Source organism: Dyella sp. (assembly GCF_036384435.1).
Lineage (GTDB): Bacteria > Pseudomonadota > Gammaproteobacteria > Xanthomonadales > Rhodanobacteraceae > GSA-30.
The window spans coordinates 1-21,560 of record NZ_DASVMI010000138.1; the positions used below are offsets into that span (position 1 = coordinate 1).

17 protein-coding genes are annotated in these 21,560 nt (G+C 61.8%); 6 read left to right on the forward strand and 11 right to left on the reverse strand.

Annotation, left to right across the window (positions count from 1 at the left end; genetic code table 11):
- Positions 1-1,671, reverse strand: a 1,671-nt coding sequence (locus tag VF436_RS13435) for a YadA family autotransporter adhesin (RefSeq protein WP_330904534.1), incomplete at its 3' end; no start/stop codon positions are given.
- Between the two features lie 1,062 nt (positions 1,672-2,733).
- Between VF436_RS13435 and VF436_RS13440 the strand changes: the two genes are divergently transcribed.
- The 6 genes from VF436_RS13440 to VF436_RS13465 all read left to right on the forward strand — a co-directional run bounded on the left by VF436_RS13440 (position 2,734) and on the right by VF436_RS13465 (position 8,995).
- Positions 2,734-3,306, forward strand: a complete 573-nt coding sequence (locus VF436_RS13440) for a fimbrial protein (RefSeq protein WP_330904535.1) — start codon at positions 2,734-2,736, stop codon at positions 3,304-3,306.
- Between the two features lie 62 nt (positions 3,307-3,368).
- On the forward strand, positions 3,369-4,118 hold the full coding sequence (locus VF436_RS13445; protein ID WP_330904536.1) for a fimbrial biogenesis chaperone: 750 nt from the start codon (positions 3,369-3,371) through the stop codon (positions 4,116-4,118).
- Positions 4,119-4,197: 79 nt separating this feature from the next.
- Entirely contained in the window at positions 4,198-6,879 is a 2,682-nt protein-coding gene (locus tag VF436_RS13450) for a fimbria/pilus outer membrane usher protein (protein ID WP_330904537.1), read from the forward strand.
- Entirely contained in the window at positions 6,876-7,967 is a 1,092-nt protein-coding gene (locus VF436_RS13455; RefSeq protein ID WP_330904538.1) for a fimbrial protein, read from the forward strand. The genes VF436_RS13450 and VF436_RS13455 overlap by 4 nt, the downstream gene beginning before the upstream one ends.
- Positions 7,968-7,974: 7 nt before the next feature.
- Positions 7,975-8,469, forward strand: coding sequence for a fimbrial protein (locus VF436_RS13460; protein WP_330904539.1), 495 nt, complete (start codon positions 7,975-7,977; stop codon positions 8,467-8,469).
- 7 nt (positions 8,470-8,476) lie between these two features.
- Complete coding sequence (locus VF436_RS13465) at positions 8,477-8,995, forward strand: fimbrial protein (RefSeq protein WP_330904540.1); 519 nt, start codon at positions 8,477-8,479, stop codon at positions 8,993-8,995.
- Positions 8,996-9,007: 12 nt separating this feature from the next.
- Here VF436_RS13465 and pgaD read toward each other — a convergent pair whose 3' ends face one another.
- The 10 genes from pgaD to VF436_RS13515 form a co-directional block, all read right to left on the reverse strand.
- Positions 9,008-9,451, reverse strand: coding sequence for a poly-beta-1,6-N-acetyl-D-glucosamine biosynthesis protein PgaD (gene pgaD, locus VF436_RS13470; RefSeq protein ID WP_330904541.1), 444 nt, complete (start codon positions 9,449-9,451; stop codon positions 9,008-9,010).
- Positions 9,448-10,698 (reverse strand): poly-beta-1,6-N-acetyl-D-glucosamine synthase, encoded by a 1,251-nt coding sequence (gene pgaC, locus VF436_RS13475; RefSeq protein WP_330904542.1) that lies wholly within the window; start codon positions 10,696-10,698, stop codon positions 9,448-9,450. The genes pgaD and pgaC overlap by 4 nt, the downstream gene beginning before the upstream one ends.
- A 4-nt stretch (positions 10,699-10,702) precedes the next feature.
- A complete protein-coding gene (pgaB, locus tag VF436_RS13480) occupies positions 10,703-12,568 on the reverse strand; it encodes a poly-beta-1,6-N-acetyl-D-glucosamine N-deacetylase PgaB (protein ID WP_330904543.1) in 1,866 nt (621 codons plus the stop codon).
- Between the two features lie 3 nt (positions 12,569-12,571).
- Positions 12,572-14,623 carry a poly-beta-1,6 N-acetyl-D-glucosamine export porin PgaA gene (gene pgaA, locus VF436_RS13485; RefSeq protein WP_330904544.1) on the reverse strand — a complete coding sequence of 684 codons (2,052 nt, stop codon included), beginning with the start codon at positions 14,621-14,623 and terminating at the stop codon, positions 12,572-12,574.
- A 265-nt stretch (positions 14,624-14,888) separates the two neighbouring features.
- Positions 14,889-15,848, reverse strand: a complete 960-nt coding sequence (locus VF436_RS13490; RefSeq protein WP_330904561.1) for an ADP-ribosylglycohydrolase family protein — start codon at positions 15,846-15,848, stop codon at positions 14,889-14,891.
- A 5-nt stretch (positions 15,849-15,853) separates the two neighbouring features.
- On the reverse strand, positions 15,854-16,621 hold the full coding sequence (locus VF436_RS13495) for a class I SAM-dependent methyltransferase (protein WP_330904545.1): 768 nt from the start codon (positions 16,619-16,621) through the stop codon (positions 15,854-15,856).
- Complete coding sequence (locus VF436_RS13500) at positions 16,618-17,637, reverse strand: aminotransferase class I/II-fold pyridoxal phosphate-dependent enzyme (protein WP_330904546.1); 1,020 nt, start codon at positions 17,635-17,637, stop codon at positions 16,618-16,620. Before VF436_RS13500 ends, VF436_RS13495 begins: the two co-directional genes overlap by 4 nt.
- 3 nt (positions 17,638-17,640) lie before the next feature.
- Positions 17,641-18,966: a radical SAM protein gene (locus tag VF436_RS13505; protein ID WP_330904547.1), complete on the reverse strand. Its 1,326-nt coding sequence runs from the start codon at positions 18,964-18,966 to the stop codon at positions 17,641-17,643.
- Positions 18,967-18,981: 15 nt separating this feature from the next.
- Positions 18,982-20,409, reverse strand: coding sequence for a nicotinate phosphoribosyltransferase (locus VF436_RS13510; protein ID WP_330904548.1), 1,428 nt, complete (start codon positions 20,407-20,409; stop codon positions 18,982-18,984).
- A 57-nt stretch (positions 20,410-20,466) separates the two neighbouring features.
- A complete protein-coding gene (locus tag VF436_RS13515; protein ID WP_414649857.1) occupies positions 20,467-21,516 on the reverse strand; it encodes a bifunctional nicotinamide-nucleotide adenylyltransferase/Nudix hydroxylase in 1,050 nt (349 codons plus the stop codon).
- Positions 21,517-21,560 lie beyond the last annotated feature (44 nt).

Genomic DNA, 21,560 nt, shown 5'->3' on the forward strand with positions numbered 1-21,560 from the left:
CGTCTTCAGGTGAGTGATGTCGCCTTCATTGGTGGTGACGCGGGCGTCGATATTGGTGATGTCAGCTTCGTTCTTGGTGACACGCGTGTTCAGGGCGGTCACGTTCTGGTTGGTGGCGAACAGCTGCGAGCCGTTCACCGCTTCCGTACTGGTCGCCGAAAGCTCGCCATCGGCCACGCTCTTGAGCGTCCGCGTTTTGCCTGTGTTGTCGGCAAAGTTCACAGCCGTACCATCGGTATCCTTGCCTACAGTCAGTTCAGCGCCAGCCTTGGACTGCTGCACCATGCCTGACTTGCCGTTCACCAGGTTGCTGATGTTGGTGGTGTTGCCCGCGATGTTCGTGGTGTTGGTGGCGATATCCTTGTCAAGGGCAGCCAATGCATCACCCACGTTGTCCTTGGAGGTGCCATCGCTGCCCACCTTGTACGAAGGAGCAGTAATCGAGCCATCCGCGGCTACACCGGCGCCTCCACCCAGAGCGGCGGTCACGCCCTTGAGCTGGGATACATTCACCGCATCGGTATCGGCAGTGCCAGCAGCCATGTTGACGACCTGGCGCTGGGCGGTGGCATTGCCCATCGACACCGTATTGGCGCGGTCGGCGACGCTAGCCTGGCCGAGAGCGACGCTGTTGACACCCGTAGCCGTAACACTCGACGTGCGACCGATAGCGACGCCGTACTGAGCGTCTGCGTTCACGTTGGCGCCAGCACCCATGGCTATGGAGCGATCGGCCAGGGCCTGAGCGGTATAGCCGAGAGCAACCTGCGCCGCGCCAACAGCGGCAGTACCGTCGCCATTGAGCGTACCGGCCACCGCGCCATTGCCCAGAGCCAATGAAAGATCCGTCTTGGCCTTCGCATCAGTACCAACAGCAGTGGCACGCGTGCCGCTGATCAAATTACCGTCTGCATCGAGCATGCCCGCCGACGAGCCACCGCCCAAGCTGGTCGAATACGTGGCGATAGCGCCGGCGTTGTAGCCCATGGCAATCGAATTGAAACCGGATGTGTGAGCTTTCTGGCCCAAGGCGATGTTGGCAGCGCCGGCAGCGGAAGACTCGCTACCCAAGGCAATAGCAGCGCTACCCGCAGCCTCAGCTCTTGAGCCGGCAGCAAACGCATTGTTCGCGGTGGCTTTCGAGTAATAGCCAATCGCCGAACTTCCGTTGCCGGACGCAACTGCATTCGTGCCTGCGGCATAGCTGTCGGTACCCGAAGCCATGGCACTCACACCGATGGCGATCGCATGCGAACCGGCGCTGCTATAAGCGCCAAGCGCCGTCCCGAAGAAGCCAGTGGTCGATGCATGGTCACCCATGGCCACGCCGCCTTGCGTCGCCGACGCATTCAAACCCACCGCCACGCCATTGATGCATCCATCGACATAAGCCGGATTCGTGATGAAACCTGCGGCCGGACTGCCGCAATTGGCATAAGAGCCGGCTCCGATAGCGATATTGTTATCGCCGCCCGCACCCACGGTACCGCCGGGGTTGTTGGCGTCAGCCGCACTGACTGCCGCCGAAAGGCTCATGGCTCCGACCAGTGCGGTAAGCATCAGAGCCGGCGACAGGCTGCGCGAAGTCTTCTTGCGGCCCTTGGCCAACTCTGAAGCCACGACCCACTTGCCCGTGACCGCGTTCCAAACGATGCGATAAATAGTATTCATGAATCATTCCTCGCTATAGATAATTAAGGTCGGTTGAGGTTTGCCAGGCGCACAGCTCCGCCGCGCGAATGCCGACTGCGCGAATGCGTTGAATCCTGTTGCCTGACGATCCCGGCCCTACGCTTGTAGCGTTCTGATAAAGCCCCATGGATCTACTTGGGGTGCGCGTCCCTTGCGTCACCTGCCCGATGCTCGATTTGCATCAGGGCTCGATAGTCATCCTACGGACGAAGCCTTTCGGCTGATATAAAACTGGAACTAAAAATCGCACGGCGTGCCTGAAAGGCGTTTTCGGATTTTTTTTATTTACTAATTTTCATGCAAATCAATGAGTTGTGCAAAACGTGCAAATGGGTGCCGTTCTTATTTCCTAGGTGGTGGTTTTCGTCGCTCCGCAAACGCCTTTGGAGTGACTTAAGTCGCGACCCAAGACGCGACGAGGTTGTCGCGGCCTGAAGGTTTTGGAAGCCCCAATCTGCGACTGGATCGCAGTTGCTTTTCGACTGAAATCGCTCTTACGACAGAAGCATGCGACCTTACGGCTTAGGGACGACGGATAGGATGGATTTTTAAAGGTTTCCTTCCGTGACGATGCCATCTGCGACGCAGTTGCAGACGGGCTTCAAACAGCCAAGCCGCAACACCATCAAGCCTTGCATCGCAACGGAAGTCGCTCCTGTAAGGCTTCGCGATGCTCGATGAATCGGCGATCGCCGATTCGCTTCGCCAAAGGTCTGTGTCATGAGCGCCCCATGACTTGAACGCATAGCAATGCATACATTTAGGAATGTTTCTATAGGACTGAGGCTGCTGGATGCCTAGCATTTACCTTACGGTCCATGCAGGACCGTAAGGGCATATGTCGTCGATACAGCGCTCTTAACAAGCGATCTGTCAGATGCCTGGGAATGCTTCACGCTGCTCCATGGATGAAGTAGCGAAGCATCACCGTGCAGCACCGACCACGGTCTATGCCATCGCGCCAACGCCGTCGCCGTTATCCAACACGGCGATGGCGTCGGCACGCGCTTCAATCCCACCCATCCAAGGAATTTCAAACCCATGAAGCTCACTCTTCTTGCCGGCGCAACTGCACTCGCACTCGGCCTGGCCGTGTCAAGTTCCGCCTTCGCTGCTGCCGATACTGGTGGCACGCTTACGTTCAACGGGGCAGTCACCGATGGCACCTGCGTGGTGATCGGCGGTCCGGGAACCGGCGGTGAGACCGGCAACATCACCGTTGCATTGGATCCGGTTCCGGCCGCCACGCTGAACGCCAACAAGAATGGCGCGAACCCGCACGACTTCACGATCATCGTGGGCGACTCGGGCGACGGCAAGTGCGACCAGACCAAGATCGCCACCATGTCGTTCCTGCCATCGAGCCAGCACATCGATGCCGCCACCGGCGCGCTGCGCAATGCCCTGGCCAATGAGGCCACCGACACCCAGATCCAGCTGATGAATGGTGGCACCGCGATCAATCTGGCCGATCCGTCGTATTCGGTTGATTTTCCAGCTTTCGTCAACGGTCGCACGTCTCTGCCCTTCACGGCGCGATACATCTCGCCGACCGGCAATGCTACCCCGGGCCTGGTAAGCACGAACGTCGTGTACGCCATTTCGTACAAGTAAGCCCCCCTAGCGACGGCTGAATGATTCGGCCGTCGCTCTCTTTCTGACTTGCGAGGTGATTTATGAACAACGCAATGCGCTATGCCATGGTTGGCTTTGTGATGGTAGCGGGACTGCTCGCTGGCCGCAGCGAGGCCAGTGTGGTTATAGGCGGCACGCGTGTCGTCTATCCCGCGCAGGATCGCGAAGTGACCGTCAAGATTTCCAATGAAGGCAAGACGCCCTCACTTGTGCAGGTCTGGCTGGACGATGGCGACGTCAATTCCACGCCGGATAAGGCTAAAGTGCCTTTCACGGTGACCCCGCCGATTTTTCGCGTCGATCCGGACAAAGCGCAAACTATTCGCCTGTCTTACACGCAGGAGCCATTGGCGAAGGACAAAGAAACGCTGTTCTGGATCAATGTGCTGGAAGTGCCGCCCAAAGCCGCCAATGCCGATGGTCGCAACATGTTGCAATTTGCGTTTCGCACACGTATCAAGCTTTTCTTCCGTCCAGATGGGCTAGCGGGCGATGCCAAGAGCGCGCAAGACAAGCTGACGTGGAAACTCGTTGCTGGTGAAGGCGGAAAAGGCTGGGCGCTACAAGCGGATAACCCAACACCTTATTACGTCTCCGTGGCATCGGCAGCTATCCATGTCGACGGCCGCAGTATCGAGAATGCCGAAGGCGGCACCGTTGCCCCCATGAGTAGCACAACTATTGCGCTTGATGGCTTGAACACACGCCCTACCGGTGATGTTCAAGTGCAATACAAGGCTATCAACGACTACGGCGCGGTCGGTTCATTTACGAAGTCGCTGACGCCCTAGCACTTCCATCTTTCGTTTTACCGTGCTGTGCATGCCTTGACGGTATGCGCAGCGAGTTCCTGCGCACCTGGAGATCAGCATGCACCGTCATCGGGCCAGCAAACCCGCTACCGTAAACGAGGCAATCATGCTTCGGCGCGGTACGTTGTCGGTACTCATCGCGGCATCCTTCACGCCCTTCTTCGCTCATGCAACGGCTGCCGCGATCGATCCGGTAGCCACTTCACCCGCTGCGCCACTCACTTTCGATGCTGACTTCTTCCCGTCAGGCACGGCGCCGCAGCTGGACCTATCGCGCTTTGAGAAAGATAACGCTGCCATTCCAGGTGACTACCACGGTGACATCATAGTCAACAGCATGTGGCGCGCGCGCTCCGATATCGCGGTGGCGCTGGCACCGGGTACGGATGAGGCTTATCCGTGCTTCGACGCGAACATGCTCTCGCAATATGGCGTCAACCTGAAAGCTGTCGCGGCCGACACGACCCATCCCGATCGCAAGCCCATTCCGGAAGGACGCTTTTGCGGCCCGCTCAGCAGTTATATCCCCGGTGCCAGTGCCGATTTCGACATGGGCGATCAGCGCCTGTCGTTATCTATCCCGCAAATCTATGTCGCTCGCAACGCCCAGGGCTACGTCGATCCCTCGCAGTGGGATGCGGGAATCCACGCTGCCGTAATCGGCTACAACGCCAACCTCTACCGCAGCGCTGGGCAAACCAACGGCTACCTCGGCTTGAACACATCCATGAACTTCGGCTCGTGGCACGCCGTCCACCAGGGCGCCGCGACGTGGGACGAGCATGGCGGTATCCGGTACCAATCCAGCGCCACGTACCTCCAGCACGATGTGCCATCGTGGCGAGCTCAAATAATCGCTGGCGATACATTCACCAGCGGTGACCTGTTCGACAGCGTGCGTGTGCGCGGCCTGCGTCTATACACCGACGATCGTATGCTGCCACAGTCGTTGCGCGGCTATGCGCCCGTAGTGCATGGCACGGCAGATACCAATGCGCACGTGATTATCAGGCAAAACGGCTACATCATCTACGACGCCAATGTCGCGCCGGGTCCTTTTTCGATCGACGATCTCTACCCCACCGGCTACGGCGGCGACCTGGACGTAGAAGTGAACGAGGCCGATGGCCGCGTGCGCCGGTTCGTGGTGCCCTTTTCCACCGTCCCGCTAGCGCTGCGTCCCGGACAGCATCGCTGGAGCCTTACCGCGGGTAAAGTGCAGCAGATCAACTTGGTCGACTCGCCCAAGATCCTCCAGGCGACCTATCAACATGGCCTCAACAATCTGCTGACCGCTTACGCTGGCGTCACGCTTGCCACCGGCTACCGCTCGGCGCTTGCTGGTGTGGCCTTGAATACCTCGATGGGCGCTTTCTCCAGCGACGTGACGCAGGCACGCAACGATGCCCCTGGCCTGCCTGCCACACAGGGCTGGAGCATGCGCCTGGGCTACAACAAGAACATCACGGAGACCGGCACCAACTTCGCCCTTGCCACCTATCGTTATTCGACAGGCGGTTACGTAGGGCTGAGCGATGCTACATACATGCGCGATGCCGTGGCTCGCGGTATCGATCCATCCGCGATATCACGCACGCGCAATCGCATGGACGTCAATATCAGCCAGAACTTGGGTGCCAATCGTGGTCAGCTGTATGCCATCGCCTCGGCACGCAATTACTGGAATGGCGGACGCCAGGTCGACTTTTCACTTGGTTACAGCAATCACTGGCGCTCGTTGAGCTACAGCCTGTCCGCACAGCGCAGCACGGACAACCTGGATCGTTACAACCTCGCGCGTGATCCGTCAGCCGCACGTGTTCCGGGCGCATACAATGGTTCGCTGCCCCCCCGCTTCGGCACACGCCGGGATACGCGCCTGTTCCTGACCCTGACGCTGCCGCTGGGCGACAGCGGTAAGGCGCCGATGCTGACCGCACTGGCCAATCGCTCCAACCAGGAAGGCAACAGCCAGCAAGTTTCGCTCAACGGGCATCTGGATGACGAGAACCGCTACAACTATGGTGCCACGCTGGGACGCGCCGATGGCAATATCAGCGTCGCACTGAATGGACAGTACAACGGTGGCTTCGGCAATGTCAGCGCCGGTTACAGCCAGGGCAGCGGCTTTACGCAGTTAGGTGCGGGCATCTCAGGCAGCGTCGTAGTGCACCGCAATGGCGCCGTGTTCTCACCGCCGACCGGCGACACCATCGGCCTGGTCTATGCGCCAGGAGCGCGAGGTGCCCGTATCAACATGGGTCAAGGCGCGGTGGTGGATGTCAATGGCTACGGCGTTGTGCCGTATCTGCAACCTTACATGCTCAATGATGTGGAGATCGACCCAAAGAACGCTGATCCGGGCCTTGAGTTCAAGAGCACCAAGGATAGCGTTGCTCCACGCGCCGGCTCGGTTGTGCTGTTGAAGTATGAAACCCACAACGGTCGAGTGGCATTCATTGATGTCGAGCGCTCGGATGGCAACAGCATACCCTTTGGTGCCGATGTGATCGACAACTTGGGTAACAGCGTGGGTGTCGTCGGCCAGGCGGGGCGACTGATCGTCAAGGGTGTGCCATCGCAAGGGCAGCTTACCGTGCGTTGGGGCGATGACGCTGCCGACTCCTGCACCGTCGATTACCAGCTTTCCGCCAACAACGGCGGTGTCATCGTTCCCAGCCGGGCCCGGTGCGTATCCGTGCCGACTCATCCAACCTATTCCGAAAGGAGCGAACCATGATGTGCTCGCGACCTGATCAATTCAATTCCAAAAAAACCAGCGGCCTTGCCTGCGGCGGCTACAAGCTTCTGTATTGGCTGTTGATAATGGCCGCATCGGTCATCGCGCCCGCCGTCGCGCACGCGACATGCAAATATGTCGACTCAACCTCGCTCAATCTCAGTGCGGTGCTGCAGGGCTCGGTCACGGTGGGCCGCGATATCCCCCTAGGCACCGAAATCTACCGGACTCAGGTCACATCCAGCGGTAGGGTCGTGTCCGTTTGCGATGCTGAGTCAACATACAACTACCGCTACATTTCTCTGCCGCGCCCGAAATCGTCCTTTGTCTCGGATCTATTCGGCGCGAACATCTACGACACCAACATTCCGGGGATCGGCGTTGTCGTATGGGCGGGAACTTACAAGCCTGTGCCGGTGAGTTTTAATACCGTACCGGCCAACAACACGATTGTCGTCCTCTACCACAGTTTCTACGTCAGCCTCATCAAGACGGCCAACAATGTCGACGCGGGCACCATCACCGGGGCAGGTCTGCCAACATTTGAATATGTCGTCGGGAGCAATAACCTGCGCGTGCACTACGGCAACGTGACCGGCAGTCTCAATGTCGTATCGCGTACCTGCACAACACCCAATGTAACGGTCGACATGGGTGACCATGGGCTTTTCGAACTCAAGGGCGTAGGTAGCACCACAGCATCCGTCGATGCCTCGTTTCAGCTAAACGATTGCCCGGCTTTTTTTGGACGGCCGAGCATCCGTTGGAACAATGGCTCGATATCGCAGGGTGAACTGGGTGCCAATAGCGTCAGCTTTCGTATCGACCCCACCTCGAAGATCGTGGACGCGGCCCGTGGCGTTTTTGCGCTGAAATCCGGCGGTGCCACGGGCATCGGCTTGCAACTACTGGATGGCAGCGCAAACCCGATATCTTTCGGAGCATTCAGACCCAGCGGCCTCAGCCTACAGCAGACCGAAGGCACGAACTATCGCATCCCGTTACAGGCGCGCTACTACCAAACCGACACCGAGATCACGCCTGGCCAGGCCGACGGCTCGGTCACCATCACCCTGAGCTATCAGTGAGCCGATCATGAAGCGCTTATGCATCGCCCTCATCGCCTCTACCTTGCTTGCGTCCGGCGCGGGCCAGGCGACTGATCTCACAATCAACTTTGTCGGTTCGTTCAGGCAAGCGACCTGCTCCTTTTCCGTCGACCCGGTCTACCTGGGCGATTATGACCAGGACGATTTTACGGCAGTGGGTTACACCACGCCACGAATCGATGTGCCCATCATGTCCAACGGCTGCGATTCACTGATCACCGCATTGACCATGACGTTCACTGGCACGCCTGACAGTACCGATGGGCGTCATTGGGCACTGACTCCGGGAGGGGCCACCGGAATCGCGGTCAGCATGGCTACCAAGCCCGGTCTCCCGATTATCGTTGGCCGAACCTACAGTTCCCTGGTGCTACCGGCCGGGAAAACCTACGATTTTGTCGCTTTTTATACTCAGGTCGCTCCGGAAGTCACCCCGGGCGCGGCGAACAGCAATGTCGTGATCAACATTACCTATCGCTGAGCAAGCCATGACACTCCTGACGAAAATCGCGTGGTTTCTTCTTGCAGCCGGCACATGCCACCAGGCGTTTGCCGATACGACCCTGACGCTGCCGATGAGCGGCTCCGTCAGAGCGCCTACCTGCCATTGGCAGGTGGGTGACGATAATCGCACCATTACCCTGCCTACGCTCGATCGCAGGAATTTTCCCGCCAGCGGAGCGATTGGGGCCGTGTCGTTCACCTTACGCCTGACCGGTTGTAGCGCCAGCATCGCGGCGGCGAACTTCGCGTTCGTCGGACAAAGCGAGCCCTCCAATCGCGCGCAGTTTCTCAACCTGGGCTCGGCCAAAGGTGTAGCCATCAACCTGACTGACAGCGCAGGAGAAACGATCCGTGCCGATGGCACAGGGAGCACGCGTCGCGTACCCGTCACTGGCACAAGCGCACAAATCGACCTCACGGTCGCTTACTGGCGCCTGGCCGCTCAAGCCGTCGAGGCCGGCGATGTAAAGGCGTTGTCGACCATTACGGTGACCTATGAGTAACCGCTGAGCTGATCAGTCTTTGCTTGTCAGCGACATACGCCCGTCGTCGGAAACGTAGACCACGGAGCGTCGTTGGCCCTGCATCGTCTTGGCGGTGATGGTGGAGGCTCCGATGCCGCGAGCCACCTGTTCGACGGTGACGGGTTTATTGCCGCGCCGCTTTTCCTTGCCAGCAAACCGCAGATGGTTGTACCCGGACCAGGAACAGAAAAGCGACACACAGGCAACGGCGTCGACCAGCACGATATCAAGGTCGCCACCACCATGCAGAGGATGGCCCAGGTCCAACTGGACATAGACATCGCCCAGACCCACGGTCCAGGCCAGCGCGGTGATCAGGGGAATCCACAGCGAGGCCCAGATCACCCAGGCAACCACGGTGATGGCGCCGAACATCACACGCTGCAACGGCCGCTGGTGCTCCGGTCGCTGGATCATGATGGCATCGGCTTTCATCGCACACCCCGATCCGGGCTGACCCATACCGCTCGCGTTCCCTTGCGCTTGAGCAGCGCCTTGGGCATCGCCACGATCGAGGTCGCGGTATTGAGCATCCAGTACGCCAGCGGGTACCAGATCATCCAATAATAATTGCGCCCTACGCGTGTTTCGTAGCGGCGGTCCACCAGCAGGCTGATCATGAACTGCAACAGGCAGATCACGCCCAACACCACGCCGTGCCATTCGGGTAACAGGGTGGTCACGCGCAGTGCTGGCGGTAGCGTGATGAAATGACCCAGCGCCCATAGCGTCACGATGGCAGCCATGTCATAGGACCAGAGCAGGCTCATGATGTACTCGGCCGCCACCGGCCACATGCGACGCTGGCGCCAGCGAAACAGCCTCGGCACGTAACGCAGTAGCACTTCCGATCCACCCTGGGCCCAACGCAGGCGCTGCTTCCACAGACCACGCAGGGTTTCCGGCATGAGTATCCAGCACAGCGCGTTGGGCTCGTAGCGAATTTCCCAGTGACGCATCTGCAAACGCCAGCTGACATCGATGTCTTCGGTCACCATATCGGTGTTCCAGTAGCCGATATCGTGCAATGCGCTCTTGCGGAATCCGGCAATCACACCGGATATGGTGAAGATGCGCCCATACACGCGCTGGGCGCGCTTGATCAAGCCGATGATCGAGGAGAACTCACCCACTTGCAGCTTGCCGAGCAGGGTCGAACGGTTGCGGATGCGAGGGTTGCCCGTGACGGCGGCCACGCGCGGACTTTCGAGCATATGCATCACCAGCCACTGCGTGGCATAGCTGTCGAGCAACGCATCGCCGTCCACGCAGACAAAGTAATCGGCCTTCGAGGCCAGGGCCGCTGCGCGCAGGCCCATCGCCTTGCCCTGGTTGCTGGCCAAGTGGATCACCCGCAGTTTGGGGTATTCGTCCAGTAACTGGTCGAGCTGCTCGCCGGTGTCGTCGGTGGAGCCATCATTGACCGCGATGATCTCGAAATTGGGATAAATCTGCGCAGCCAGGTGCGCAATCGTTTCACGTACCTGCTCGCCCTCGTTGTGGCAAGGCACGATCAACGACACCATCGGGTAAGAACCCATTGCCGGTGGCATCACGCGCTGCGGTTCGTTACGCTCCCAGCGCAGGAAATAGATCACGCCACCACTCATCCAGATCAATGACATGATCAATGGATAGAAAAACGCGAATTCCAGCAGGAAGTGTTGCAAGCCTCCGTTCATGGATTCACTTCGCCGGATAGGGATAGTCGGAAACAGAGATCGACGGCCGGATCGCCTCGCGCTTGGGGTGATCCTTGATGAAGTCGTCGGGGTAGTAACCCAGGTGGCGCACCCCGGCCGCTTGCAGCTGGCGTACACGATCGATCACGCGCTGGTCGGGCACCGGCTGGCGCGTGCGCCAGTCGACGGTGGCCAGTTCGAACAAGGTGTGATCAAGGCCGCCGGGCACGGCGGCGACGCGCTTGACGAGGTTGTCGTACCAGCCGTTGCTATCGTTTTGCTTGTCCAGTTGTGGCATGGCCATCAGAGCGGTCATATCGTAACCGGCCAGGAAGGCTGGCAGGCTCTGCGCAAACCAGTCCTCGGCGTGCGGGTCGACCACGGGTGCGGCAAAGATGTTGCGCACGGTGAGGATCTGCGGTCGCCAACGCTTGACGCGTTCGACCAGCACGTGAGTGAAATCGATCAGCGCGGCAGTGCGTTCCGACGCGGACTTGCCAGCCCATGGGCCGAGGTTGTCGTCGTCACGCATGATGGCATCGTCGGAGAACAGCAGGCCGGCTTCGTTGGTATGGCTGGCTAGATCTTCGTAGACGTCGCCGATCATCTGGCGCACCCGCGAGTCCCAGGGCGCCAGCCGGCGAACGTCGTCTTTCGAACCGCCAGCCCTTCCGAGCACGGGCAGATCCGGCGCCTGCGGAAAGCGAAACGCCAGCACCGGCAGCCACGCATACACACGGACGCCGGCACGCGTGCGCAATTGCCAGGCCACGCGCGAGAACAGATCGGCACGCATGGGCAGGTGACGATTGGGGAAATACACTGACTCGGCCACGCCGGTGCCGTTGGGGTCGGCGTAGGCTTGCAGCCAGACCTGGCTTGGTTGCAGGCGCTTGATGCGATCGAGCAGCGCGGAAAGATTACGCTCCTGCTGCGCCGGATCGGGATCGTAGACGTAATCGAGATCCACCTGAACCGCGCGCACCGGATCGATGTGCGACTGGTGACGCATCAGCCAGCCCAGGCGATTGGCCTTGATATTGTCGCTGACCAGCAGGCGCGGAATGGTGCGGCCATAGTGCAGCGACGGGATGGTGTCGTCCAGGCTCATCGACACGGGCATGCCCTCTTCGGCGGCCACCTTGGTGCCCACGCGTGTATAGGCGCCGTACGGCCAAACAATCGCACGCGGGCGCTTGCCGGTATGCTCGGCGATTTCGTCCGCGCTATGGCGCAGGTCGCTACGGACACGGGCAATATAGGCGTCATCGTTCTCGTAGCCGGCCTGGCTGTCATTGCGCAACGTGACCGCCGCCGGCATCAGGTTGCCCTGCGGGTTGCCGACGATGCCCTCGTGCATGCCCCAGGTATGCGAGGCGTATTCGACCAGGCCCGACTTCTGCATCTCGCGCACCTGGTCCCAGCTCAGGAAACAGTCGCGCCCGCAGGTCCCGCCGTTGTAGGGCATGGTCTTGCCAGCGGGCATGTCGATCCATGAACCGACCAGGGCCTGCACGGCCGGAAAGTTGTATGCGCGCAACAAGGGATACACGCGCGTGTAGAAGCTTTCCAGGCCGTCATCGAAGGTCAGCAGCACCGCATCGGGCGGCAGCGGCTTGCCGCCCTGCTCGGCGGCGAGCACCTCGTCCAGGCTCACCATGTGATAGTTGTGCGCCTTGAGCCAGTCCAGGTGCGAGATCAGATGATCGGTGCTGATGGCATCCGGGTCGTGATCGAGTACCGGGTTCACATCGTCGCGCACATCGTGGTAGCACAGCACGATCAAGGTGGGATGAACAGGCACGAGCGGCGCGGCGATCGCCACCGTGGCGATCATCTGCAAACATACGGTCAACAGCAGGCGACGCATCGGTCACTCCCCCCAATGCATCAACAAGTCGAGGACCACGCGCGATTCGCGACGGCCATCGTATGGTTGGTTGTGCCAGGCAATGCCCCAGCCGAAGCGCAGACCCAGCTGCGGCTGGAAATACTGGCCGTAGCGCGCGCTGAACATCCAGTCCGACGCATAGCCACGCTCGTTGTAGCGGCCCACCGAGACATCGATGCGTTGCGTCCAGGTGCGTGCGTAGTACTGGCTGAGCAGGTTCTCCACGCGACCGGTCAGCGCATACGAGCGGTCGCTGGGTGGATTGAAATACGGGCGCTCGGTTTGGCTGTTGCGCGAGCCGCCGATGTCCACGCCACCATCGAAGGTGACGTTGGGCGCCGTGTGCAGGCGTTGCAGAAAGGTCGCATCCCAACCCTTGCGCAGATTGCCGTCGGTGAAGCGGTCGCGATATAGCGTGAGCTTGGCCGATTGCAATTCGTTGCGGCGCCATTGCAGCGAGGTATTGAGTGTCTTGCCGGTGATGCCGTAGTACTGGCCGCGCAGCGGCACGTCGTCGCCGGCACTGCTCCAATCAGCCGCAACGGACCACTGGTCGCTGATGGCCCAGTTGGCGCCGGCCTCGATCGCGGTCTTGCCGACGTATTTGTCGACCGATGGCAGGGCCTGCACGTAGAACTCCAGGCCACGCAGGTAGCCACGCACGCCCAGGCCCAGGCGGTCGCGGCGGACGTCGCCTTCGGGTAGGGCCGCCGAGTCGCTGCGTGCCAGCGCCAGGACGCGCCAGTGATCGTCGAGCAACGGACTGGCGAGCGTGGCCTGGGTCTCCTGGTCACGGTCACCGTAGTCGGGCGAACTACCCTTGCCCTGGTCATGGGTGATGTCCAATTGCCAGCCGCGCTCGCGATCCCAGGCGTCCTCGGCGTTGATCACGCGGCTGCTGCGTGGAGCCTGCGCCTTGGCTTCGGCCAGGTCGGCGGGCACCTGGTCGTATTCGTACAGGGCACTATGCACCTCAGCCTGACCGACATAAGCGCCGATGTCGCGCTCGTCGAGCGTACTGGCGATATTGAGCGTCTGTTCGGCTTGGCGTGGCCAGCCACGGGCCAGTTCGGACATGCCCAGTTCGCGACGGATGCCGGCGTTGGCGGGCGCTTGGGCACTCATCGCGCTGAGGCGCTGGTAGGCGTCTTGGTATAGGCCGACGTAGTCGCGCACGTCGGCGGCGGCGGTGTCGGCGTCGACCTTGCGCGGGTTCTGCACCCCGACGCGGCTGCCGGGCGCATAGCGCCACGGCGCCTCGTCGGCGGCCAGCCTGTCGATGATATTGATCGCCTTGCGCGACTGGCCCATGTCCAGGTACGCATACATCAGGCCCACACGCGGATCGGTCTCGCTGTCGTCGTATGGGCCCGGGTCCTGCCGGATGCTGTCTTCGTAGAGCGCAGCAGCATCTCGCGGATCATGTTTCTTCTGTTGGGCATCGGCCACCGCGCGCTCGGCGTAGGCAGGCAATGCCTGGCCAGCCTGCTTCATGGGTGCATAGACGGCCAGGGTCTCGTCGGGACGGCCAGCCTGGTCCAGTGCAACGAGCAGGTCGAAGCGAGCGCGAAGGCGGGTCCGATCGGAAGCGACAGGATCGTCGGCAAGGCTGCGCGCGGCATCTACGGCCGCATCGGCTTCGGCGTAAGGCTGGCGCAAGTCAGCCGGCTCGCCAGCTGCCCAACGGATTTGCCGCGAGATCGCATCGGCGTGCAAGACGGCACGATCGGCCGGTTGCAAGGGGCGCGGCAACTGACTGGTCAGTTCATAGGCCCTTGCAGAGGCGCCCAGGTCCTGCAATAGCCGGACATTCAGTTCATGGGCGTCCGGGTCGTCGGGCCAGCGAGCCAGGACGTCCTGGCAAATGGCCAGCGCTTGCACGCGATGGCCCGCCTCGCGCTCGGCGCGCGCACGGGCGAGCAGATCCTCTGGTTCGTTCGTCGGACCCGCCGCACAGGCGACATTTATGCCGTACAGCGTCATGACGATGGCCAGCGCCATGCGCGCACGCCATCGATGTGGGGCCTTGTCCATGCCTTGTCCGATACTTCTTGCCCGCCCATGGAGCGGAACGTCAAAAGGTTGTCCTGCGTGGTGTTTACGTCACGCAGATCGCGTCGTGGAGGCGATGAGCAAGCTTTATGCCAAGAAAGAACCCTTCTTCGGCGCGCAAGACCCCATGGCCCCCCAGGGCAACCCTCCATGGACCCGTGGTGTAGATGTCTTGGCAAGCACTCCTAGCGTGCTGATCCGAATGTGGTCAGATCGTGGACGCCCCGCGCCTGTGACGTGAACACAATCACGCCAGCGGATCGGGAGCGCCCTCGATGGCGGCGTGATGCAATAACTGCTGCTTCAACGGATCAAGCAGTTCACGTCCACGCAGGCGTTGCCGCCAGTCAATCGGAATGCCTTCCAGGCCATAGCGGATGCCCGCGATGCCGCCGGTGACCGCCGCCGTGGTGTCAGTGTCGTGGCCTAGAGCGACCGCCCACCGCACGGCATCGGCGTAGTTGCCGGTGTCCTCGATGGCCACGCGCGCCGACCATAAGGTATCGAGCACATAGCCGGACCCTCCCGCTCGTTCGCGGTGCGCAGGCGACAGCACGTGCTCGATTTCGTCCGTGGGCAAGCCGGCGCTCGGCCCCATGCCGCGCAGCAGGCTGGCGGCATAGCTCCAGGTCTGCGTCTTCACATAGAGCTCGGCGCGTGCCCACAGGCACAACATGGCGCAGGCCACCGCTGAGCGTGCATGCCCATGCGTAGGTAGCGACTGGCGCGCGGCCATGGCAATGAGCTGGCCGTCGCTGCCGGTATGCCAAAGCGCCAGCGGCAGCACGCGCATCAGTGCGCCATTGCCATTGGCATATTCACCAGCTGGCCCAGCTTCCTTGGGTGACACGCCCGAACGCAGCGCATCGATGGCCTGGCGAGTCTGCACGCCGATATCGAACACTCGGCCATCGACCGCCATATATCCCCAATCGGCCCAGTTCACCAGGCGCTGGGCGAAGTCGACCAGGCGCAGCTTGCCGTGGGCAAGTAGCGAGGCCAGCAGGCACAGCGCCTGGGCGCCATCATCGGACCAGGTGCCCGGCGGCGTGCCGGCGTGGGCACGCTGGAAGCCCGCGGGCGGGTCCATGTCGATCTGCGCCATCGGCGGCAGCGACCGGGGTGGATGGAACTCATACGGCACGCCGAGGGCATCGCCGATGAGCAGGCCTTCCAGGCCGCCGGCAAGGCGGTCCCCATGAAGCATCGACGTCACGACAGGCCCTCGGCAGCCCGGCAGAACAACAACTGCTTAGGTGAGCCATCGACAAACGGTGATTCGTCGTAATTTCCCAGGCGCCGCACTACGTCCAGGCCGGCACAGCGGCATAAGGCCAGCATCTCTTCCGGGAAATAGCAGCGCATGCGCACCGACTTGGTGCGCAACTGCACGTCGCCGACCAGGTAATGCAAGGTGAAGGCGAGGATCTGCGAGGCCGCTTCGTAATGCGTGGCCAGTTCCACCCGCACCTCGCGACCGCGATCGTCGACGAAGGTCTTGTGCACATAACGTGTGCCGGCGGGTCGGGCCAGCCGGGCCACGTCCGGGTTGGCCACGTCCAGCAACAGTATGCCGCCAGGCCGCAGCGCCTTGCGTGCGGACGTGAGGAAGGCCAGCGCCGACTCCACATCGTGCAGGTGCTGCATGGCGTTGGTGGCCGAAAATACCAGGGCGAACACCGGCTCGACCTCGATGTGGCGGCAATCCTGCTCCAGCCACGCCAGGGACAGGCCTTCGGCCTGCGATTTCTGCTGCGCGCGCTCAAGCATGGGGCGCGAGACATCCAGCCCGGCCACGTCGATGCCTGCGCGCGCCAACGGCAGGGTGATGCGACCGGTACCGCAGGCCACTTCCAGCACCGGCCCACCGGCGAGCTGCGCCTGCTTCAGGAAAAAGGGCACGTCATGGTCGCGCGTGGCGAATTCACGGTCATAAAAGGCGGCATCGTCGTAGATGTCCATGCCGTACAGCGGTTTCATGCGATGGCTCCCTGCGGCGCAAAGACCGGCGCCAGGCTGGTGATGACGCTGCCTTGCCAATGTGGCGCGCCGAAGGCGCTGGCCGGCACGGCCAGCCAGCCATGGTCGCGCAACACGACCTCCGCCGGCAGATCGACCGCGAAGAAATACGTGTGCTCGATGCCGCGCGAAGATGGCAGCACGCGGGCACGCCGCAAGGCCTCGGGCATCATGTCCAGCATCCGGCGTTGGCGCTCGCGCAGTTCGGCCGCCACCTGGCTTGGCTTGTCCGCGTCGTGCAGCAGCGCGTACTCGGCGCGGCGCAATTGCAACTGCGTGGGCGCGGCTTTGCGGAATACCGGCTCCAGCCATGCATGATGCTCGCCAAGCAGGGCCACGCCAAAGGTGCGCGGAGCGAGCCAGCCCTTGGTCAGCGAATGCAGCACGATGGCCTGCCCGGTCTCGTACAGCGCACGCGTGGTTGCATGCAGCGGTGTGTCTAGATCGTAGACCGTGTCGATGATGACATTGCGCTCCGGTGACCCGGCCAGCCAGGTGCGTAACGCCGCGATCTCGTCCTCCCCCAGGTAACGGCCCAGCGGCTTGAGCGGGTTGGCTACCAGCAGCACTTCCTCGCCAGAACCGGCCGGCTCCTGCGGAAACAGCGGCAGCGGCAAGGTGTCGTACGTGCGCGGTTCGATACCGGCAGCACGCGCCAGTTCGCCATAGACCGGATAGATATCGCTGGGCAGCCACACGACAGCGCCACGGCGCGCCAGTTCGTCGAAGATCAATGCCAGTGCGTGACGCACGCCACCGCATACCAGCGCACGCCGCGACCACTGCGTCGGATAGCCGTAGCGTGCCAGCCAAGCCCGGGCAAGATCGCAGCGATAGATGCGGCGCTCGTCGACGGGCGGCACCGGCATGGCCAGGTGCGCCAGCGCGCCGTAGACGTTGGTCTCGCCGCCATCGATGGGCGCTGTGCCATCGAGGATGTGCTGGCGACGCCAGACCTGGAAATGCTCGAAATTCATGCCTCAGATCTCTTCGTGCAACTGGCTGGCACGATCTTCAAGGGATACATAACAGCGGCCATCGGCCAGGACATTCCAACTGCGCGCCACGCCATGGCTGCGTTCCCAGAACAGGCTCGGTTCGGTATAGGCGGCGATACGCAGTGATCGGCCCTTCCAGTTGCCGCCATAGACCGGGGCGCCCCAGGGCAGGCGCTCGTGCAGCGTGAAACCCTGCTCGTGGGCAAAGTCGGTCACCAAAGACAGCGAGACCTGGTGGGCGCGACTCCAGGCATTGGCCTGGCGATCGTGATAGAGCGATTCGGCACTGGTGGAGACATAAAGCTCCTTGAAGCAGATCTCCGGCACACCCTGCGCAACCGCCCAATCCAGATAACTGACCAAGGTGTCACGATCCTGCACGCCGCCCTGCTGAAGCACGCAGATCAGCCGCAGCCGCAACAGGGGCCACCGGACGCGATGCTCGTGCCAGCTCGCCAGAAGCTGTGCTACCGGCGTGGCCAGTTGCATCAGTTCCAGGTTCCGGGCGTCGTCGAAGTGATGGCGCGAGATGGCCAGTACGCGCAAGCCGGCATCGTGCAGGGCTTGCAGTCGCTCGATGCGCCCGGCCTCGGGTGCAACGGCCAATACGTGGCCATTGGTGATCAGTACGACCTTACTAAATCGCGCACCGCTCTCGGCGACCAGTCGCTCCAGTGAATGGCGTGGCAGCAGGGTGGGTTCGCCACCGCCGGTGATCACGGCACGCTCGGCGCCTTCCGCGCGCGCGCGATCAAGCCAGTACGCCACCTTGTCCCAATCGACACGCACCTGCGACTGGTCGCTGGAAATGGAGGCCTTGGAAAAGCAGAACGCACAGCGTGCCTGACAGGCCATGGCGATCGGTAGAAAGGATACGCTGCGCGGGACGATGTCGGCGAAATCATGGAAGGCCGACTGCAACATGCGCAGCGAATCGGCCATCGCGTCCTCCGCTTCGATCGGGCGCAGCGTGTGACCATCCTCGGCCAGTTCATGCAGGCCAGCCAGCGCGATGCGATCGGACTGCACGAAGCGGCCTTTGCCGTTGCGAGTGTTTTCATGCAGTACTTCGCTATCGACCTCGGTCCGCAACACGATCAGGCGATTACCATCCAAGGCCAGCTTGTGCAGCAGTGGCGTGGCTTTGGCGATGCCAATGGCCAGCTCTTCGTGCCGCAGCAGGAAAAACCGATCCGGATAGGTGCTTTCCGGAATGCCGGCCTTGGAATAGCTCAAGGCGTACTTGTCAAAGCCACGTGCGAAATTGGAAAGCACCGCGACGTGGTAAAGCGTTTCCCTGTGTGCCATGGCGCTATGCCGTCCTCACGTTCCCTGCCGCAGCTGGCTGCGCGCACGCACCTCGTCGAAGTGCCAGTCGCGTACCAGCTTGCCGTTTTCCCACACCACCTGCATCGCATGCTCCCAGTCTGCAGGCAATGCGAGGTCTTCGATCGTTTCAACCTCGGGCGGTACCGCGACGGTCTTGTAGTTCCCGTTTTCGCGATGGCGCAGGAGGGTCAACCGGCCGCGCTGTGAGACCTTGCCCGCATCGGTCACCGGCGCCTTGAACACGTCGATCCAGCGGCCGTCGATGCGCGCGGCCGAACACTTGAGCGCGAATTTCTGCGTATCGCGATTCATGTGCTGTAACAGGGCGCCGCCCATGCCGAAGGCGATATTGTCTGCCGCATAGCCGGCCTCGGTAATACGTTCGAGTATCGCGCGAATGCTCACCGGATTCACGCCATCGCCCTGGATCAGGCGCACGTGGTTGAGCAGCTTGTAGCCACGTCCGTTGACCGTACTGCCGAAGGCTTCATCCAGCAGGGTCAGGCACTTGTGCACCACCTCGACCGGATCGCCAGAGTCCGGACGCACCACCAGGGTGGCTCCCGAGGCGATCACCTCGTCGCGCAACGTGCGGCCCCAGTACTCGGTGATGGCGCGGTAGATGTCATAGCTGTCCGAGACCACCGCCACCAGGCTGCCCGGCTTGGCGAACTGCGCCAGCATGTTGCGATAGGCATCGACCTCGCCGTCGCGGCCCCAACTGGTGATCGTGCTGTGCTCGGCGGCGGGAATCGAATAACCGGCCATCGGCGCATGGTAGTAACGGCGGGCGGCCAACACACCGGATACCGTGTCCGTACCCTGGAAATTCACCAGGTGCGCCATGCCGCCCAGTGCGGCCGATTCGAGGCTCGATACACCGCGCGCACCGAAGTCATGCAGTTTGAACGGCAATTGCCCCGCCGGATCGTCGCTGGTCAGTGCCAGGAACTGGCCGATGATCTGCTTGACCTGCCAGCTCACCGTCGCCACGGTTACCGGATACCAGAGGCGCAGCAACAGGGTTTCCAGGTAGCTGGGCAGCCAGAACGCCTGCGCATCGGTCGATTCGATGGTCACCAGCGCCTGGTGCGTGGGTACGACCGAGCCCTCCGGCACCGCCCGGATGCGCAGCGGCAACTTGCCACCATGCGCGTCGACGATGCGACGCCAGCCGGCTTCGTTGAAGGGCTCGCCATGCGCGGCGAAAAAATCGCGCGCCTCGTCGACATCGCCGTGGGTCACGCGGCGCGACAAGTATTCTTTAAGGATCGCCTGCAAGCCGAAGAACACCGTGCGATCGTAATCGCCACCGCGCGATTCGACGTAGAAGAACGTTTTCTCCGTGCCCGCCGGATACTGCAACCAGTGACTGGCCTTGTAGCTGTCGGTATTGAGGATGAGGTTGTCGAGATAATGCATGACGGAAGCTCCTTCGCGTCGTAAGTGACCGGTGGTCTATCCACCGGCATCAGGGGCTCAACCGCGGCCCAGGAAGAATTCGAGGATATGCAGGTGATCTTCGAACAGTTGCGGTCCCATCTCCAGTGCCTCGCTGACGGTGAACCAGCGCGCCTTGTCCGCGTCGTCGCCGCCCTTGACCGGGGGCAGTTCGCCAGCAGGGAAATCGAAATGGAACGCGTGCGTGATGGTGCGGCCGCGCTGTGAGCGGTCCGGATGATCGAACACGTTCTGGTTGCGGATCGATCCCTTGAGCACCGGCAGCGGCAGCTTCAGGCGGGTTTCCTCGCGTAGCTCACGCAGGCAGGCGGCAAGGATCGTTTCGTCCTGCTGCACGAAGCCGCCAGGCAGCGCCCACAGGCCCTTGCCGGGCTCCGAGCGGCGGCGCACCAGCAACACATGGCCCGAATGCACCACCACGGCATCAACGGTAACGAAGGTCGGCGGGTACGGGGCCTTGTCCCAGGCAGCCCGGTAGCCCTGGATGAAGCGATATTCGTTGACCAATTGATCGTACGGATGGCCATTGTTACGAAAGGCTTGGAGCATCTCGAACACTGGCACCGGCAAGTTGGCCTGCATCATGCGCAGCGCACCGCGCCCTTCCTCGCCTGCCGCCTCGAACAGATAGCGCCGCAGCTCCGTGGCCGACAGCGTCTCGGTATGGCGCACATCGAGCAGGGGCCACTGTGGAAATTCGCGCAGGTAGTAGCTGCTGGCATCCTTCTCCTGGCCGATCAGGCCAATGCGAGCATCGGCGGCCCCTTGGTCGGCACGAACTGCCTCGGCCACCGTACGTTGCACGGTCGCCACCCATTGCGCCTCGTTATAGAGGTGATCGCGCAGCGGCATGACGATCAGCCGGTCAGCGACGTCTTCAAGCGCGGCACGAATCATCACCGTGCGCTCGGCGACGGTCCAGGGATTGCGGATGGAGCGGGGGGTGTCGGCGGAACCGACCAGGAAGATCAGCTTCCTGGCGTGGCCCAACGCGTGCCGGGCGACGGCGGCATGGCCGATATGAAAGGGCTCGAAGCGGCCAATGAAGACCAGGTATTCGAAGTCCATGAGAATCCCTCACGGTAAGTTAGTTGCCTCGGGTCTTTCCCGGG